Raw genomic sequence first — 16,593 nt, forward strand, 5'->3', positions numbered from 1 at the left:
GGCCGGGGCGTAAACTATCAGGAACCTTGCCTGATAAATAGATGGTGTCGTCAAACGGCTGTCGTCCACAGCTACGGGGCCGGCGACGGAACGGCAGGGCAGGACGGCCGGCGACCCGCCGGTCGGCGTCTGGAAGGATCGACCGCATGCCCGCATCACCGAGCACGGCCCGCGCCATCAACGACCGGCTCGCGCTGAGCCTCCTGCAGAGCGAGGGCCCCCTGACGGCCGGGCAGCTCAAGCAGCTCACCGGCCTGTCCCGGCCCAGCGTCGCCGACCTGGTCGAGCGGCTCCAGCACGGCGGCCTGGTCACCGTCGTCGGCGAGTCCGGCGCCCAACGGCGCGGCCCGAACGCCCGGCTGTACGGGATCGTCGCCGACTACGCGCACCTGGCCGCGCTCGACGTCCGCAAGCAGAGCGTCTCCGTGATCGTCTCGGACCTCGTCGGCCAGGTGGTGGCCGAGGCGTCGGCCCCCGTCACCGGCGACCCCGGGACGGCCGCCGCCCAGGCCGTCGCCCTCGTGGAGCGGACCGCCGAGCGGGCCGGGGCCACCGCGCTGCACAGCGTGGGGGTCGGCGCGCCGGGCCTCGTCGACCCGTCCACCGGCGAACTGCGCAACGGCAGCGGCCTGCCCACCTGGCACCACGGTCTGATGACGGCCCTTCAAGAACGCCTCCGGGCCCGGGTGATCGTCGAGAACGAGACCAACCTCGCCGCCCTGGCCGAACAGCGGGAGGGCGCCGCGCGGGACCGCGACACCTTCGTCCTGCTCTGGCTCAGCCACGGAGTGGGCGCCGCGATCGTCCTGGACGGCGCCCTGCGCCGGGGGGCCTCCGGCGGTGCCGGCGAGATCGGGTTCCTCCCCGTGCCCGGCACCGACGGCCTGCCGTCCGTCCACTCCTGCGGCGGCGGCTTCCATGACCTCGCCGGGTCCGCCGCCGTCGTCGACCTCGCGACCCGGTACGGAATGACGGCCACCGCCGTCGCCCACGAGCCGCCCGCCGCCGCCGTGGTCCGGGCGGCGGTCGCCGGGGCGCCGCCGGCCGGACCCGCCGCGCTGCCCGGCGGCGCCGACGCCTTCCTCGACGCGCTGGCCGACCGGATCGCCGTGGGCACGGCGGCGGTCACCGCCGTGCTCGACCCCGGCTGCGTCGTGCTCGGCGGCGAGGTGGGCCGCGCCGGGGGAGCGGACCTCGCCGCCCGGGTCGGCGCCCGCATCGCCGCGCTGACCCCGCTGCGCACCGAGGTCCGTCCCGGTGAACTGGGCGGCGCGGCGGTCCTGCGCGGCGCCCTGTTCACCGCCCGGGACGCCGCACAGGACGAACTGTTCTCCCCTCAGCCCGTCTTCGACGGTGCGAGGACCTTGGTGAGGAACGCCGCGAACGTCTCCCGCCCCACCGCCCGGTCCGGGGTCAGATGACCACCCGCGCGTAGCGCCCGGGCCACCTTCCCGGGCAGCGGCACCCGCACGATCCGCCGGCGCCGCCCGCTCGCCGCCAGGTACGCCGCCGCCAACTCGCCGAGGTCCAGCACCTGCGGTCCGCCCAGTTCGGGCACCCGACCGGCCGGTGCCCCGTCCGCCAGTTCCGCCAACCGGTCCGCGACCTCACCGGACCCGATCGGCTGGTCGGCCACCCCGGCCGGGACGAGCATCACCGGCGGCTTGGCCAACCCGGTCAGCAGGGTGAGCACCAGATCGTGGAACTGCGTCGTCCGCAGGATCGTCCAGCCGGTGCCGGACGCCTCGACCAGCCGCTCCACGGCCCACTTCGTCCGGTAGTACCCGAGCGGCACCCGGTCGACCCCGACGATCGAGATGTAGACGAGGTGCCCCACCCCCGCCCGCCGGACGGCCTCGACCAGGCGGCGGGCGGCGACCTCGTCCCCGCGCTGCCCGCTCGCGCAGTGCACGACCACGTCCGCCCCGCGCAACGCCTCGTCCAGCGGACCGGTCCCCTTGACCAGGTCCACGGCGTACGGCTGGGAGCGCCGGCTCACCACCCGCACCTCGTGTCCCGCCGCCCGCAGCCGGTCCACCACCTGCCTGCCGAGCGTTCCCGTACCGCCGGTCACCACCGTCGTGGTCATCACGCACCCGCCTTCCGCTGCCGTGGACGTCCCGAACGGAACGCCCTCACCAGTCACGACGGACCCGGGGCCGCACCTGTGACATCCACGCCGGCGCGCCCCCCGATCGGCGGACCCGGCGGCGCAGGGCGGCACGGTGCAGCGGGGACATGTGCGCGCGGAGGTGTGCGGGGGCGTCGCGGCTCGACGGAGGCAGGGCCGCCATGGACCCGGCGGCGGGCAAGGGCCGTAGACTCCGCCGCCGGGCGCTCCGTCGAACGCTGGCCGCGTCCGAGGGCAGGGCTCCTCCTTGGGGGTGACGCAGAGAGTAGGGAGCCCTCCACAGCTCCGTCAATAGCCGGGCGCATCGCCCAAGTCGACTGTCCGGAAATTGAGTTGCCGCCGGGGGCGGACACCGCGAACCCACGGGCGCCCCCTTGTGAGCCAGTCCACAACCACTCGCCCGCATGGCCCGCCGGCGAGCGTGGCAGACTGGTTGCGTACCAGCAGCAGCGCACTCCGGGGTCGGTGAAAGTCCGAGCCGGCGGTTAAAGTCCGCGACCCGGTCACCTCCAGTGACCGGTTGACCAGGTGAAATTCCTGGACCGACGGTGAAAGTCCGGATGGGAGGCAGTGCGCGCGGGCGAACACGTCAGGTGTGCGCCGAGGTCCGGTGCCGTCCTTTCCACGGACGGTCACGACCCCGTGCCCCGGGTGTGCCACGTCCGTCTTCTGTCGTCCTCGACAGCCCCGGAGTCCGTGCCCGAAGAGGCAGGAGGACCCGGTGGCCACCGCAGCCGAAGCAGCCGCCATGCGGCGCGCCGTCGCGCTCGCCGCGCACGGACTCGGCCACACCAGCCCCAACCCCGTCGTCGGATGCGTCCTCATCGACGCCCGCGGCGAACCGGTCGGCGAAGGCCACCACCAGCGCGCCGGAGGCCCGCACGCCGAGGTGCACGCCCTGCGCGCGGCCGGCGACCGGGCCCGCGGCGCCACCGCCGTGGTCACCCTCGAACCCTGCGACCACACCGGCCGCACCGGCCCCTGCTCCCGGGCCCTGCTGGCCGCCGGAGTGACCCGGGTCGTCTACGCCGTGGCCGACCCCACCCCCGATGCGACCGGCGGCGCGGACACCCTGCGCGCGGCCGGCGTCGACGTGGAAGGGGGACTCCTCGCCGCCGAGGCCGAGACGGTGAACGCCGCCTGGCTGACCTCCGTGCGGCGCGGCCGCCCCCACGTCACCTGGAAGTACGCCGCCACCCTCGACGGCCGGACCGCGGCCGCCGACGGCACCAGCCGGTGGATCAGCTCGCCGCAGGCCCGGGCCGACGTGCACCGGTTGCGCGCCGAGTCCGACGCCGTCGTCGTCGGCGCGGGCACCGCCCGGGCCGACGACCCCCATCTCGCCGTCCGCGGGATCGAGGGCGCCCGCCAGCCGCTGCGGGTCGTCCTCGACACCTCCGGCACCGCGGTGCGCCCCGGCGCCCGGGTCCTGGACGCCACGGCACCCACCCTGATCGCCGTGGCCGAGGACCTCACCGCGACGCCGTTCAGCAGCGGGGGCGGTGCGCAGCCGGCGGTCGTCCGGCTCCCGCGCGCCGACGGGGGCCTGTCCGTCCCCGCCCTGCTCGCCGACCTGCACGCCCGGGGCGTGCGGTCCGTGCTGCTGGAGGGCGGTGCGCGGCTCGCCGGAGCGTTCGTCGCCGCCGGCGCCGTGGACCGGGTGATCGGTTATCTCGCCCCGGTCCTGCTCGGAGCCGGGCCGGCCGTCCTGAACGGCGCAGGAATCACCACCCTCGTCGAAGCGTTGCGCCTCGACATGAACGAGACCGTCCCGGTGGGAGCCGACCTCCGGATCACCGCGACGCCCGTGTCCGCCGCCCGCTCCGGGCCCGCCACAGCCGCCGTTCCTCCCGCGCACACGAAGGAGCACTGACCGTGTTCACCGGAATTGTCGAAGAACTCGGCGAGATCACCGCGGTCCAGGACCTCGGCGACGCCTCCCGCTTCCGTCTGCGCGGTGCCGTCGTCACCCAGGACGCGGGGCACGGCGACTCGATCGCGGTCAACGGCGTCTGCCTGACCGTCGTGGAGCTGGCCGGCGACGAGTTCACCGCCGACGTCATGGCCGAGACCCTGAAGCGGTCGAGCCTCGGCGCCCTCGCCGTGGGCTCCCGGGTCAATCTGGAACGGCCCACCGCGGTCGGCGCCCGACTCGGCGGCCACATCGTGCAGGGCCACGTCGACGGCACCGGGACGGTCCTGGCGCGGGAGCCCTCCGAACACTGGGAGGTCGTCCGGATCTCGCTGCCCCGGGAGCTGGCCCGCTACGTGGTGGAGAAGGGCTCCATCACCGTCGACGGGGTCAGCCTCACCGTCGTGGAAGCGGGCGACGAGCACTTCACCGTCAGCCTCATCCCGACCACCCTCGACCTGACCACGCTCGGCATCAAGCGCCCCGGCGACCCGGTCAACCTGGAGGTCGACGTGATCGCCAAGTACGTCGAGCGGCTGCTCGGGGCCCGCGGAGAACGACGATGAGCGGGCTGGGCTGGCTTGAGTCGCCCGCCTTCACCGCCTTCGACCAGCAGGTCATCTGGTCGGACCTGATCGGCAACTCCGTCGGACTGGTCGCCCTGGCGCTCGGCTGGCGCCGTTCGCTGTGGACCTGGCCCGTGCAGCTGCTCTCCGGTGTCATCCTAGTCGCCGCGTACGCCCACGCCGAACTCGCCGGTGGCGTCGGCAAGCAGCTCCTCGTCATCGGGGTCGCCCTGTGGGGCTGGCGCCAGTGGACGCACGGCAGGCAGCAGAGCGGTGACGGCTCCCTCGCCGTCCGCTTCGCCACCTGGAAGGAACGGGGGCTGCTGCTGGGCGGCACCGCGCTCGGCACCCTCGCCGTCGGCCTGCTCTTCACCGCCGTGCCCGAACTGTCGTGGAACCCGTGGCCCGACGCGTACATCTTCGTCGGCACCCTGGCCGCGATGGTCGCCCAGGCCCGGGGCCTGGTGGAGTTCTGGTTCGCCTGGATCCTCGTCGACGTCGTCGGCGTCCCCCTCGCCTTCTCCAGCGGGCTCGCCTTCTCGGGCCTGGTCTACGTCGTCTACTTCGCCCTCGCCCTGTGGGGCATGCGCGACTGGTGGCTGCGGTCCCGAGCGGCTGCGCAGCCCCCACTGAAAGGAGTCCCCGCATGAACGGCCACCCGGCATCCGGCACCGTCCTCCCCGGACGACACCTCCCGCCCGTCCGGCCCGCCGGTGCCACCGGGGGGAGCGACAGCGCGCAGGGCACCGACGACGAGCGGTTGACCCTCGATCCGGTGGAGCGGGCGATCGCGGACATCGCCGCGGGCCGCCCCGTGGTGGTGGTGGACGACGAGGACCGCGAGAACGAGGGCGACCTCGTGCTGGCCGCCGAGAAGGCCACCCCCGAGATCGTCGCCTTCATGATGAGCGAGTGCCGGGGCCTGATCTGCGCCCCGATGGAGGGCGTCGAACTGGACCGCCTCCAACTGCCGCAGATGGTCGACGAGAACACCGAGTCCATGCGGACCGCGTTCACCGTCTCCGTCGACGCCGGCGCCGCGCACGGCGTCACCACCGGGATCTCCGCCGCCGACCGCGCCACCACCCTGCGGCTCCTCGCCGACGGGACCTCCGCGCCCGGCGAGTTCGTCCGGCCCGGCCACGTCTTCCCGCTGCGCGCCCGCCCCGGCGGCGTGCTCGCCCGGGACGGTCACACCGAGGCCGCCGTCGACCTGGCCCGGCTGGCCGGACTGCGGCCCGCCGGGGCCATCGTGGAGATCGCCGGCGAGGACGGCCGGATGCTGCGGCTGCCCGAACTCGTCCCGTTCGCCCGCAAGCACGGCCTGTCGATCATCTCCATCGCCGATCTGATCGCCTACCGCCGGACCACCGAAGCACCCGCCGTGCGCCGCGAGGCCGCGGTGCGACTGCCCACCGCGCACGGGGACTTCACGGCGTACGGGTACCGCGCGACCGCCGACGGGGTCGAGCACCTCGCCCTGGTGTACGGGGAGGTCGGCGACGGCGAGGACGTCCTCGTACGGGTCCACTCCGAGTGCCTCACCGGAGACGTCTTCCAGTCCCTGCGCTGCGACTGCGGACCGCAGTTCCAGGCGTCGATGGAACGGGTCGCCGCCGAGGGCCGCGGCGTCGTCGTCTACCTGCGCGGTCACGAGGGCCGCGGCATCGGCCTGATGTCCAAGCTGCGCGCCTACGAACTCCAGGAGCGCGGCCACGACACCCTCGACGCCAACCTCGAACTGGGGCTGCCCGCCGACGCCCGCGACTACGGCGCCGGCGCCCGCATCCTCAAGGACCTCGGCGTGCGCAGCCTGCGGTTGCTCACCAACAACCCGGAGAAGACCGACGCCCTGGTGCGGCACGGTCTCGCCGTCAACGGACGCGAACCCGTGCCCGTGCAGGCCGGTGAACACAATCTGCGCTACCTGCGCACCAAGCGGGACCGCATGGGGCACGACCTGCCCTGGCTGGACGCCCCCGTCACCCGGGCCTGCGCCAACCAGTGACATCCGGGGCACGCCCCGACACCCTGAAGGACCCGCAGCACCCGCACCACCCGCACGACGTCAGAGCAGTACGAGCCCCACGAGAACCAGGAGCAGCGCGTGAGCGGCAAAGGCGCACCCGAACTGAGCGTGAAGAACTGCGGCGACCTGCGGGTCGCCGTCATCGCGGCCCAGTGGCACGAGACGGTGATGGACGGACTGGTCGAGGGCGCCCTACGGGCCCTGCGGGAACTGGGCATCGACGAGCCCACCCTGCTGCGCGTTCCGGGCAGCTTCGAACTGCCCGTGGTCGCCAAGGTGCTCGCCGGCCGCGGGTACGACGCGATCGTGGCCCTCGGCGTGGTCATCCGCGGTGGCACCCCGCACTTCGACTACGTGTGCCAGGGCGTCACCCAGGGCCTCACACAGGTCGCGGTGGACTCCGGGGTCCCGATCGGGTTCGGGGTCCTGACCTGCGACACCGAGGAGCAGGCACTCGACCGGGCGGGGATCGAGGGCTCCCGCGAGGACAAGGGCCACGAGGCCGTCACCGCCGCCGTCGCGACCGCGGCGACCCTGCGCACGGTCGCCGAGCCCTGGCGCTGACCCCGGTGTCCACGGGCCGTTAGGGGGAGCCCGCGCGGGTCCCGTAGAGTGGTCCGCACCATGTCCAAGAAGACGTTCGAGGAGCTGTTCACGGAGCTCCAACACAAGGCCGCCCACGGTGATCCGTCCACCTCACGCACCGCCGAGCTCGTCGACAAGGGTGTCCACGCCATCGGCAAGAAGGTCGTCGAGGAGGCCGCCGAGGTCTGGATGGCCGCCGAGTACGAGGGCAAGGAAGCCGCCGCCGAGGAGATCTCGCAGCTGCTCTACCACGTCCAGGTGATGATGGTCGCGCGCGGGATCTCCCTCGACGACGTGTACGCCCATCTGTAGAGCGCGCGCCGCCCGGCGCGCGCTCGGCCACCGCCCCGCGCGCGGGCGACGGAGCCCCGCCGGCCCGTCGCCGTCCTCGCGCCCGACGCACACCCCGCACCGCTGACGCACACCCCACCGCTGCCACACGTAAAGGAACTGGCCTCATGCTGCGCATCGCCGTCCCCAACAAGGGTTCACTGTCCGGACCTGCGTCGGCGATGCTCCATGAGGCCGGCTACCAGCAGCGACGGGAGTCGAAGGAACTCGTCATCGTCGACCCGGACAACGAGGTCGAGTTCTTCTACCTGCGCCCCCGCGACATCGCGATCTACGTCTCCTCCGGCCGTCTCGACATCGGCATCACCGGCCGCGACCTGCTGGTGGACTCCGGCGCCAACGCCGAGGAGATCCTGCCGCTCGGCTTCGCCCGCTCCACCTTCCGGTTCGCGACCCGCCCGGGCACGGCCGCCGGCGTCACCGACCTCGGCGGGCTGACCGTCGCCACCTCCTACGAGGGCATCGTCGCCAAGCACCTCGCCGACAACGGCATCGACGCCTCGGTGGTGCACCTCGACGGTGCCGTGGAGACCGCGATCGAGCTCGGAGTGGCCCAGGTCATCGCCGACGTCGTGGAGACGGGCACCTCGCTGCGCAACGCCGGCCTCGAAGTGATCGGCGACCCGATCATGACCTCCGAGGCCATCGTCATCCGTCGCACCGGGGCCACCACCGAAGAGCCCAAGGCACAGCAGTTCCTCCGCCGGCTCCAGGGCGTCCTGGTCGCCCGGAGCTACGTGATGATGGACTACGACTGCCGCGCCGAGCACCTGGAGGAGGCCGTCGCCCTCACTCCGGGTCTGGAGTCCCCGACCGTCTCACCGCTGCACAACGAGGGCTGGGTCGCTGTCCGCGCCATGGTGCCCGCCAAGGAAGCCCAGCGGATCATGGACGACCTGTACGAGCTCGGTGCGCGGGCCATCCTCACCACCGCCATCCACGCCTGCCGCCTCTGAAGAAGACCGAGACCATGCCCGACACCCCCGCACCGGCCCCCGGCACCCCTTCCCCGGCGAACCAGGACGGGCCCCCGGCCACCGCGGTCACCGCTCCGGTCCTGCCGGCCCTCCCGGTCACCTTCCGCCCGTCCCTGATCCGGGTGATCCTGCTCGGCTCGGGCGTCGCGATCCTCGTCGTCCTCACGGTGATCGCGTTCATCCTGCCGCAGCTCAGCCCGGGGGAGCGCACCAGCTTCGTCTTCACCGGGGTCCTCTGCCTCGGTGTGCTCGCCCTGCTCGGCCGCCCCAAGATCGTCGCCGACGAGCAGGGGCTGACGGTCGTCAACGTCGCCTCGTCGCGACGGTTGGAGTGGGCCCAGGTCGTCCAGGTGAACCTGCGCCCCGGTGACCCCTGGGTCTTCCTCGACCTCAGCGACGGCACCAGCCTCCCCGCCATGGGCATCCAGCCCGGCATGGCCCGCGAACGCGCCATCGGCGACGCCCGCACCCTGCGGGCCCTCGTCCAGGACCGGGCCACGGGCCACCGCGCCTGATCCGTCCGGCCGTTGTGCCGGCCGGGGTCAGGCGCCGGCCAGCGGCTTGCCGGGCCCCCGTCCCGACAGGACCTCCCCGTACGCCTGCATCAGATCGGGCAGCCGCAGGGTCGCCAGGTCGTCCCGGCTCGGCGTGCACGTGTAGCCGGACAACCTGAGGTCCCGGTACGCGCAGCTCTTCTCGTACAGCGTGCGCAGGAAGCGGCCGTTGCCCAACTCGTCGATCCAGCCCTGGTCCACCACGTGACCACTGATGGAACGCAGTTCGTCCACCGCTTCCTCGTCCCAGGCGTCACCGTTCTCGGCCGCGAGCACCTGACCGATCGCGGTCAGTTCCAGGGGACGGTACGAGGGGAAGTCCACCCGCGTGGTGAAACGTGACGACAGCCCCGGGTTGGCGGCGAGCAGCCGGTCCATGCCCTCCGGATAGCCCGCGAGGATCACCACCAGGTGGTCGCGGTTGTCCTCGGCCCGCTTGAGCAGGACCTGGAGCGCCTCGTCCCCGTACGCGTCCCCCTTGCCGTACCCGGAGTTGGACAGCGCGTACGCCTCGTCCAGGAAGAGCACCCCGCCGATCGCGGAGTCGATCAGCTCGTTCGCCTTCACCGCCGTCTGTCCCAGGTACTCGCCGACCAGGTCGGCGCGCTGCGCCTCCACCAGGTGGTCCCCGCCGAGCAGCCCGAGGGCGTAGAAGACGCGGCCCAGTATTCGGGCCACCGTGGTCTTGCCGGTGCCGGAGGGGCCGGAGAACACGAAGTGCCGTTTCGGCGGCTGCACCGGAAGCCCCTGGCCGGCCCGTAGCCGGGCCATGTTCAGCTGCGCGGACAACGCCTTGACCTGGCGCTTCACCGGATCGAGGCCCACCATGCGCTCCAGTTCGGCGAGCGCGTCCGCGAGCAGCGTGGGATCGGCCGCCGGGGTCGAAGGGCGGTGCGGGGAGGGCCCCGCGGCCTTCTCCCGGACGGGGTCCCCGAGCCCCGGCGCCCCACCGACGGCGGGGTCCGGGGGCGGTTCGCCCACCTTCACGTCCCGGCCTTCGGCGTCGAACAGGGGGTCGGGCCCCACGGCGTTCTCCGGAGCGGGCACCGGCAGCGAGAAGGGCGCGAGGTCGAGGACGTCGTCGAAGCCCTCCCCCTCCGCGATCGCCGCGAGCCGGGCGGAAGTGTCCATGAACGCCGGGTCCACCCGGTGCACGGCCCGGTACAGCGGGAGCGCCGCCGCGCTGCGACCGGTGCCCTCCCGGGCCCTGGCCAGCCAGTACCGCAGTTCCTTGCGCTGCGGCTGCTCGCTGCGGCACCGCATCAGGGCCGCCGACAGCAGCGGCTCGGCCTGGCCGAACATCTCCAGCCGCACCCGGGCCATCCCGCCGAACAGTCCCGCCTCGATCCCGAGCAGCGGATCGTCGAGGAGCGGGTCGGTGTGGCGCACCAGCCGCTCCCAGTCCTTGACCAGGTAGGAGCGGCAGGCGTGCAGGAACCGCACCTGCGGATCGGCGTCGACCGGCGGCAGTCCGGCCAGGGCCCGGTCCAACTCGGGCACATGGCGCCCGTCGAGCCAGTGCGAGGCGTGCGCGAGCAGCAGGTCCCGCGGCCGTTCGAGCACCGGTTGCACCCACCAGCCCAACCAGTACCAGGAGTTCAGGGTGCGCCGGTGCCGGGCACGCTGCTCGCCGAAGCGCTCGCGGTGCTGGTACATGCGCAGCAGCGCCGTGGTGGTGTCCACCCGCAGGGCGTGCAGCCCCAGCCATCCGTCGGCCAGCCCGGGGTCCATCCGTACGGCCGTCCTGAATTCTTCTTCCGCCTGTGGATACGCCCCCATGGTGTAGGCGTCCACACCGCGCAGCCACGCTAGTTCCGCCGGGGCCGGAGCGCCCTGGGTGCCGAAGTCCATCACGTCCCCCACAAGCCGTGCCCCCGATGATGTGCCGTCTCTTGCGGTGCCGGTCGGTACCGGCCATTGACAGTTGAAGTTCCCCCGCCGACCCGTGTGGAACCGCTGTGCCGCGGACGGAAGTTGAGCCGGTGCGTGAGCCGCCGTCCGTCGGTCGTACCGCACGCATCGTACCCGCGCGGCGCGGCTGGATCTAAGGGTGCCCGCAATGCCGGTTCCGTGCAGGGGGCGTGCAGGGGGCGCACGCGATGGTGACCGACGGTGAGCGTCCGGCATCGTTCCGCGCCCGGAAACATGGGAACGAAGGGGGCGTTGCCGGGCAGAACGAAGCCCCCGATCACGGGGGAACGATCGGGGGCTTCGCGACCACGGGCGACCCGAAGGCCGCACAGGGAGAACGTAAGACCTGTACGGCCCCCGGTCAAGCGCAGCGGAAGCCCTGACGAAAACCGCTTTCCGGGCATCCCCGAACACTCCTATTGAGCCTCACGCTCAGTGACGGATTGATGCGGTCTTGACGTCCCGACTGCCCCGGTGGGCCCACCAGTTGACGCCGGCCCCGCACTCACCTCGTACCCCAGTGCTCCCTGGCGCACCACGAGATCGGCGAACGGCAGCGTCGGATCCCCCGCGAAGTGCTCCTGCTCGGCGGCGACCCAGCGCTCCCAGAAGGAGTGCTGGGCGGGCCCGTCCCGCCGTCGGCCCCGCTGCCACGCGGCCCCGCGCTCGTACTCCATCCACACCACGCGGGCCAGCTCCGGGCGGAGGTCCCGTCGTCCGGCTCCCACCCCCTCCAGCAGCACCACCGGCGCCGGTGCGAGGCTCCGGGGCGCGCCGAACGCGCGGGCGTTCCAGTCGTAGGGCGCGTACCGGGCGGGCTCCCCCCGCCCCAGCGGCGCCGTCACCTGCCGCCGCAACCGGTCCGTCCAGGCGAAGAGTTCGGTGTGCGTGGCGAAGTCGTCCAGGTGCAGCACGGGGGCGCCGCCGAGGGCCGCGGCGAGCACGGCGGCGAAGGTCGTCTTGCCCGATCCCGCGTGCCCGTCGACCGCGATCAGCCGGACCGGGCCGCAGGACGGCGCCAGCAGCGCCAGGTCCGCGGCGAGCCGGCGCACCGCGGCCGAGGCGGCACCGGGGGCGGGTGTGGGCACGGTCATCGCCTCCAGCGTACGACGGTGCCGCACTGCTCCGGTCGGGCACGCTGGCCCTGTCGGCCCTGTCGGCCCTGTCGGCCCTGTCGGCCCTGTCGGCCCCGTCGTCGCTGGTCAGGACCGGGTGCCCGGGCGATAGTGGTCGGACGGCGGTCCGGACCGGGCCGCCGTCCGACGTCACCAGGCAGCGACCGGGGGTCCCCTCTTCCATGACCGCGCCCGAAGGAACCTCCCGCCGTACGGTGCTGACCGCCGCCTGCGCCGCCGTCACGGCCACCACGGCCGCCGCCGATCCCCGACCGGCGCCCCGGGCCGCAGCCCCCGCACGGCCCGTGGCCCACCACGGCTGGACCTCGTGCGCCGACTGGGCGCGGGGCACCGCCCGGGGCACCCGCGTCGTGGACGCCGCCCACCCCCACCTGGCGATCGACGCGCCCACCGGCGTCACCGAGCGCACCGACCCCCGCACGGGCCGGTCCACGACCTGGGAGCACGCGGTGTGGACCGGCCCCGAGCAGGTCCTGGCCGTGGCGGCGAGCGAGGTGATCCCCTCCTGGAACGCGCACACCCCGCCCGGGACGTGGCTCCGGGTGGAACTGCGCGGCACCTACGCCGACGGCTCCCCGACCCCGTGGTACCTGATGGGCGACTGGGCCGCCGGCGACCGGGACGTCACGCGCACCTCGAAGGACGGCCAGGGCGACGGCCGCAGCGCGGTGCGCACCGACACCCTCGCCGTCACCGACCCCGGCACCCGGCTGGTGGCCTGCCGGGCGAGGCTCACCCTGTACCGCACCCCGGGGAGCCGACGGAGCCCGCTCGTGCGGCGCCTCGGGTTGACGGTCAGCGACCTGCCCGACCGGTCCACCGTGGCGCCGGCGCCGCCCGCGCACCCCGGAGTCCACCGGGAACTGCGCGTTCCCCGCTACGCGCAGACCGTGCACGCCGGCCGCTATCCGGAGTACGACAACGGGGGCGAGGCGTGGTGTTCGCCGGCCTCCTCCCAGATGGTGCTGGAGTACTGGGGGCGCCGCCCGACGGCCCGCGACCTCGCCTGGGTCGACCCGGCCTACGACGACCCGCAGGTCTGCCACGCGGCGCGCGCCACCTACGACCACGCGTACGGGGGCTGCGGGAACTGGTCCTTCAACGCGGCCTACGCAGCCTCCTACCGGCAGATGACGGCCGTGGTGACCCGGCTCACCTCGCTGGGCGAACTGGAGGGCCTGATCGCCGCGGGCATCCCGGTGATCACTTCGCTGTCCTTCCGGGCCGAGGAACTGACCGGCGCGGGGTACGGCACCCCCGGGCACCTGATGGTCGTCGTGGGGTTCACCGCCGGGGGCGAGGTGATCGCCCACGACCCCTCGTCCCCCTCGAACGCCGAGGTCCGGCGGGTCTACCGGCGACGCGAGTGGGAGAACGCCTGGCTGCGCACCCGGCGGTACGGCAGCACCGGCAAGGAACTCGACGGAGCGGGCGGGGCCGCCTACCTGTTCGTCCCGGCGGGCGACGGTCAGCGGCGCCGGGCCCTGGCCGCCCTGGGGATCCGCTGACCCGGCGCCCGTGCGGGATCAGCGGGTGCCCGTGGGATCAGCGGGTGACCACCCAGTCCGGGTGTCCCGGCATCGCCGGCGTCCGACCGCCGTACAGCCACGGCCGCAGGAACGCCCCCATGTCCTCGTCCGTGACCTCGGAGGCCAGAGCGATGAACTCCCGGGTCCCGGCGATCTCGCCCCGGTACCGCTGCGCCCACTCCCGCTCGATCGTCCGGAACGCGGCGTCGCCCACCTGCCGGCGCAGTGCGTACAGCACCAGCGCGGAGCCGTCGTAGCGCATCCGCTTGAACAGGTTCGGCTCGGTCGGTTCGGCGGGTGCCCCGAAGTCCCTGCGCCACTGGTCGTGTTGTGCGTACGCCGTCTTCATCGCGGTCTCCAGGGCGGTGCCGCCGTGGTCCTGCGAGTAGAGCCGTTCGTAGAAGCGCGCGTGCCCCTCGCTGAGCCAGAGGTCGGACCAGGTGCGGATGCCGTTGCTGTTGCCGAACCACTGGTGGGCCAGCTCGTGCACCAGGGTGCGTTCCGCGGCGACCCGGTCGCCCAGCAGGTCGGCCTTGGGCACCAGCGACAGCGTCTGGGTCTCCAGGGCCACCCCGAGGTCGGTGTCCCCGACGAGGACCCCGTACCGCTCGAAGGGGTAGGGGCCGAGCCGTTCCTCCAGCCAGTCCAGATGGGTGGCGGTCAAGGACCGGTAGCGCTCGGTGGACTCCACCAGGGCGTCTGGGACGGCGTCCCGGATCGGCAGCCCCCGCGGGCCCTCGTCCTCGACGAACGTGAACTGTCCGACGGCGAGTTGGACGAGTTGCACGGCGAGCGGCTGCGGGGAGTCGTACGTCCAGCGGACCCGCCCGTCGGCCTGCTCGGTGCGCCCGGTCAGCCGCCCGTTCGCGACGGCTTCGACCCCGGGCGGGGTGGTGATCCGGAAGGTCAGCCGGGCCCGCCGGCTCGGATGGTCGTCGGCGGGGAAGAGCATCCGGCCGCCGCCTGGCTGCGGGTACACGACCGTGCCGTCCGGGGTGGGGATCCACCCGTAGTCCTCGATGGCGTCGGTGCGGTGCCGGGTCTGCGTCGGATCGGCGGTGTAGCGCACCACGACGGTGAAGGCGCTGTCCTCGGCGAGCGGACGCGACGGGGTGACGACGAGTTCGTCGCCGTCCCGCTCGGTGCGGGCGGGGGAGCCGTCGACGGTGACGGACCGCAGGGTGTTGCCCGCGAAGTCGAGGTGGAAGCGGGACAGGTCCTGGGTGGTGCGCGCGGTGATCGTCGCGGTGGCCGGGAACGCGGTGCGCGGGGCCTTCCAGTCCAGCTCGACGAGGTAGTGGCTCACCCGGTAGCCGCCGTTGCCGTCCAGCGGGAAGAGCGGGTCGCCCGCCCCCGGCGCCCCCGGAGTGGCGGCCCGGGCCCGGGGGCCGGACGTCGTGGCCAGGGAGGTCGGGCCGGCCAGGGTCGCCAGGGTCGCCAGGGCGGTCAGGGCGGCGAGGGCGGTCGGCCGCCCGGGGCGGCGCCGTGTCCGGGGTGCGTGCTGCGCTGCGATCGGTGTCACCGGGAACCCTCCGTCGGTCGGTGCCTCGGACGAGCGGCGCCGCCCGGAGGTCAGTCGGGCGGCGCGGTCCGCTCGCACGGTAGACACGTGCCGGGGCGACGGCGTTGCACGGCGGGCCCGCCCGTGGGAGCACGGTCGGTCGGCGCACTCCGGTCACCCGCCCCGTGCGCCTCCCACACACCACGCGCGCCCCCCGCTCGCCTGTCCGCGGGGGCGTGACCGACGTCTCTACCGCACGGACGGTCGTGGATGGCACAGTGAAGGGGACCCGTCCGGGCGCTTCCCCCGCGCACGACGCCGCACGACGACAGCGAGACGCCATGACCGCGACCTCCGCCACGGCCAGCACCGCCGCCACCCGCACGGGCGGCCCCCGGACCGACGGCCCCGCCGTCCTCGAACACGTCCTCGGCTGGACCCTGGTCGTCGTGATCGCGCTCCTGGTCACCCGCCTCGGCCTCTTCTGAGGGCGGGCGCCGCACGCGTCCGGTAGCGGGGTGATCCGTGCCCCCGCCGCAGGGGCGCCGAGGAGCCTGCCAAGGCGCCCCGAGGGGTGGACACCGGTTCTGCCATACTGCCGAGTGTTCCGTCGCCAGCCGGGAGGCACAGGCCGCCTTTGGATACCAGCCAGCAGCAGCGACCCGGCGGTCCACGCGTCGCCGACACCGGACGGCCCCGGACCCGTGGCAGCGACCGCTCCCTCACCCGACGGGCCGAACTCATCGCGATCGGCCGGAAGTTGTTCGCCGACACGTCCTACGACGCGTTGTCGATGGACGACATCGCCCGACAGGCGCACGTCGCGAAGGGCCTGATCTACTACTACTTCGACTCCAAGCGCGGCTACTACCTCGCGATCATCGAGGACGCCGTCGCCGGTCTGGTCGCCCGCGCCGGCAGCGACACCGACCTCCCGGGACGCACCAGGCTCGAACGGACCATCGACGGCTACCTGCGCTACGCCGAGCACAACCAGGCCGCCTACCGCACGATCATCAGCGGCGGCGTCGGGTTCGACTCCGAGGTGCACGCCCTGCTCGGCGGGGTGCGGGAGGCGATCGTCGACACCATCGCCGAGGGCGCGTACGGGCGTCGTGACATTCCGCGGGTGGCCCGGCTGGCGCTCCTCGGCTGGCAGTGGAGCGTCGAGGGCGTCACCCTCGACTGGATCGACCGCGCCGACCCGTCCCGGGACGAGGTCCGCGAACTGCTGGTCCGGCTGCTCGGCAGCACCCTGCGCACCATCGAGGAACTCGAACCCTCCTGTCCGGCCCCGCCGCCCCCCGTGACGGACGGACCCGCCCCTCCCGTCCCCGGGGCGCGGGTCGGCTGACGGACACCACGAAGGGGCGGGACCCGCGACCGGGTCCCGCCCCTTCGTGGTTGCCGC

16 protein-coding genes and 1 riboswitch are annotated in these 16,593 nt (G+C 73.7%); of the genes, 12 read left to right on the forward strand and 4 right to left on the reverse strand.

Going from position 1 to position 16,593, the window contains the following annotated elements:
• The first annotated feature begins 146 nt into the window (after positions 1 to 146).
• Complete coding sequence (locus ACFYOU_RS25805) at positions 147 to 1,421, forward strand: ROK family protein (RefSeq protein ID WP_391308839.1); 1,275 nt, start codon at positions 147 to 149, stop codon at positions 1,419 to 1,421.
• On the opposite strand, the gene ACFYOU_RS25810 is transcribed toward ACFYOU_RS25805, so the two are convergent.
• Positions 1,337 to 2,089 carry an NAD(P)H-binding protein gene (locus ACFYOU_RS25810; protein WP_391308840.1) on the reverse strand — a complete coding sequence of 251 codons (753 nt, stop codon included), beginning with the start codon at positions 2,087 to 2,089 and terminating at the stop codon, positions 1,337 to 1,339. The two genes, ACFYOU_RS25805 and ACFYOU_RS25810, sit on opposite strands and share 85 nt — an antisense overlap.
• 489 nt (positions 2,090 to 2,578) lie before the next feature.
• A riboswitch (FMN riboswitch) is annotated at positions 2,579 to 2,709 on the forward strand.
• Between the two features lie 143 nt (positions 2,710 to 2,852).
• Between ACFYOU_RS25810 and ribD the strand changes: the two genes are divergently transcribed.
• The 8 genes from ribD (at position 2,853) to ACFYOU_RS25850 (ending at position 9,066) form a co-directional block, all read left to right on the forward strand.
• Positions 2,853 to 4,004: a bifunctional diaminohydroxyphosphoribosylaminopyrimidine deaminase/5-amino-6-(5-phosphoribosylamino)uracil reductase RibD gene (gene ribD / locus ACFYOU_RS25815; RefSeq protein ID WP_391308841.1), complete on the forward strand. Its 1,152-nt coding sequence runs from the start codon at positions 2,853 to 2,855 to the stop codon at positions 4,002 to 4,004.
• Between the two features lie 2 nt (positions 4,005 to 4,006).
• Positions 4,007 to 4,609, forward strand: coding sequence for a riboflavin synthase (locus ACFYOU_RS25820; protein ID WP_391308843.1), 603 nt, complete (start codon positions 4,007 to 4,009; stop codon positions 4,607 to 4,609).
• On the forward strand, positions 4,606 to 5,259 hold the full coding sequence (locus ACFYOU_RS25825) for a nicotinamide mononucleotide transporter (protein ID WP_391308845.1): 654 nt from the start codon (positions 4,606 to 4,608) through the stop codon (positions 5,257 to 5,259). Before ACFYOU_RS25820 ends, ACFYOU_RS25825 begins: the two co-directional genes overlap by 4 nt.
• Positions 5,256 to 6,617: a bifunctional 3,4-dihydroxy-2-butanone-4-phosphate synthase/GTP cyclohydrolase II gene (locus tag ACFYOU_RS25830; RefSeq protein WP_389769101.1), complete on the forward strand. Its 1,362-nt coding sequence runs from the start codon at positions 5,256 to 5,258 to the stop codon at positions 6,615 to 6,617. The genes ACFYOU_RS25825 and ACFYOU_RS25830 overlap by 4 nt, the downstream gene beginning before the upstream one ends.
• Positions 6,618 to 6,716: 99 nt before the next feature.
• Positions 6,717 to 7,202: a 6,7-dimethyl-8-ribityllumazine synthase gene (gene ribH, locus ACFYOU_RS25835; protein WP_387000855.1), complete on the forward strand. Its 486-nt coding sequence runs from the start codon at positions 6,717 to 6,719 to the stop codon at positions 7,200 to 7,202.
• Positions 7,203 to 7,262: 60 nt separating this feature from the next.
• The gene (locus ACFYOU_RS25840) at positions 7,263 to 7,535 is read left to right on the forward strand and encodes a phosphoribosyl-ATP diphosphatase (protein WP_389769098.1); all 273 of its coding nucleotides are present in this window, start codon (positions 7,263 to 7,265) and stop codon (positions 7,533 to 7,535) included.
• A 146-nt stretch (positions 7,536 to 7,681) separates the two neighbouring features.
• A complete protein-coding gene (gene hisG, locus ACFYOU_RS25845) occupies positions 7,682 to 8,530 on the forward strand; it encodes an ATP phosphoribosyltransferase (protein WP_385494125.1) in 849 nt (282 codons plus the stop codon).
• A 14-nt stretch (positions 8,531 to 8,544) separates the two neighbouring features.
• Positions 8,545 to 9,066, forward strand: a complete 522-nt coding sequence (locus tag ACFYOU_RS25850) for a PH domain-containing protein (protein ID WP_391308849.1) — start codon at positions 8,545 to 8,547, stop codon at positions 9,064 to 9,066.
• Positions 9,067 to 9,093: 27 nt separating this feature from the next.
• Here the strand turns inward: ACFYOU_RS25850 and ACFYOU_RS25855 are convergent, their stop codons facing one another.
• Together ACFYOU_RS25855 and ACFYOU_RS25860 are read right to left on the reverse strand one after the other, a co-directional pair.
• Positions 9,094 to 10,956: an AAA family ATPase gene (locus tag ACFYOU_RS25855; RefSeq protein WP_389769092.1), complete on the reverse strand. Its 1,863-nt coding sequence runs from the start codon at positions 10,954 to 10,956 to the stop codon at positions 9,094 to 9,096.
• A 476-nt stretch (positions 10,957 to 11,432) separates the two neighbouring features.
• Positions 11,433 to 12,110 (reverse strand): uridine kinase, encoded by a 678-nt coding sequence (locus ACFYOU_RS25860; protein ID WP_391308850.1) that lies wholly within the window; start codon positions 12,108 to 12,110, stop codon positions 11,433 to 11,435.
• A gap of 203 nt (positions 12,111 to 12,313) precedes the next feature.
• Between ACFYOU_RS25860 and ACFYOU_RS25865 the strand changes: the two genes are divergently transcribed.
• Positions 12,314 to 13,660 (forward strand): C39 family peptidase, encoded by a 1,347-nt coding sequence (locus ACFYOU_RS25865; protein WP_391308851.1) that lies wholly within the window; start codon positions 12,314 to 12,316, stop codon positions 13,658 to 13,660.
• Positions 13,661 to 13,697: 37 nt separating this feature from the next.
• Here the strand turns inward: ACFYOU_RS25865 and ACFYOU_RS25870 are convergent, their stop codons facing one another.
• A complete protein-coding gene (locus tag ACFYOU_RS25870) occupies positions 13,698 to 15,203 on the reverse strand; it encodes a M1 family aminopeptidase (RefSeq protein ID WP_391308853.1) in 1,506 nt (501 codons plus the stop codon).
• Positions 15,204 to 15,523: 320 nt separating this feature from the next.
• Here ACFYOU_RS25870 and ACFYOU_RS25875 point away from each other — a divergent pair, with 320 nt between their 5' ends.
• Both ACFYOU_RS25875 and ACFYOU_RS25880 read left to right on the forward strand, forming a co-directional pair.
• Positions 15,524 to 15,670 (forward strand): SCO1431 family membrane protein, encoded by a 147-nt coding sequence (locus ACFYOU_RS25875; protein ID WP_389769084.1) that lies wholly within the window; start codon positions 15,524 to 15,526, stop codon positions 15,668 to 15,670.
• 149 nt (positions 15,671 to 15,819) lie between these two features.
• On the forward strand, positions 15,820 to 16,536 hold the full coding sequence (locus ACFYOU_RS25880) for a TetR family transcriptional regulator (protein WP_391308854.1): 717 nt from the start codon (positions 15,820 to 15,822) through the stop codon (positions 16,534 to 16,536).
• Positions 16,537 to 16,593: the final 57 nt, after the last annotated feature.

It is taken from the genome of Streptomyces sp. NPDC005955 (genome assembly GCF_042871255.1).
Classification (GTDB): Bacteria; Actinomycetota; Actinomycetes; order Streptomycetales; family Streptomycetaceae; genus Streptomyces.

Coding starts and splice junctions, on each gene's coding strand:
- ACFYOU_RS25840 (WP_389769098.1), top strand. CDS start 7,263: ATGTCCAAGAAGACGTTCGAGGAGCTGTTCACGGAGCTCCAACACAAG.
- ACFYOU_RS25850 (WP_391308849.1), top strand. CDS start 8,545: ATGCCCGACACCCCCGCACCGGCCCCCGGCACCCCTTCCCCGGCGAAC.
- ACFYOU_RS25875 (WP_389769084.1), top strand. CDS start 15,524: ATGACCGCGACCTCCGCCACGGCCAGCACCGCCGCCACCCGCACGGGC.
- ACFYOU_RS25810 (WP_391308840.1), bottom strand. CDS start 2,089: ATGACCACGACGGTGGTGACCGGCGGTACGGGAACGCTCGGCAGGCAG.
- ACFYOU_RS25825 (WP_391308845.1), top strand. CDS start 4,606: ATGAGCGGGCTGGGCTGGCTTGAGTCGCCCGCCTTCACCGCCTTCGAC.
- ACFYOU_RS25805 (WP_391308839.1), top strand. CDS start 147: ATGCCCGCATCACCGAGCACGGCCCGCGCCATCAACGACCGGCTCGCG.
- ACFYOU_RS25855 (WP_389769092.1), bottom strand. CDS start 10,956: ATGGACTTCGGCACCCAGGGCGCTCCGGCCCCGGCGGAACTAGCGTGG.
- ACFYOU_RS25830 (WP_389769101.1), top strand. CDS start 5,256: ATGAACGGCCACCCGGCATCCGGCACCGTCCTCCCCGGACGACACCTC.
- hisG (WP_385494125.1), top strand. CDS start 7,682: ATGCTGCGCATCGCCGTCCCCAACAAGGGTTCACTGTCCGGACCTGCG.
- ACFYOU_RS25860 (WP_391308850.1), bottom strand. CDS start 12,110: ATGACCGTGCCCACACCCGCCCCCGGTGCCGCCTCGGCCGCGGTGCGC.
- ACFYOU_RS25865 (WP_391308851.1), top strand. CDS start 12,314: ATGACCGCGCCCGAAGGAACCTCCCGCCGTACGGTGCTGACCGCCGCC.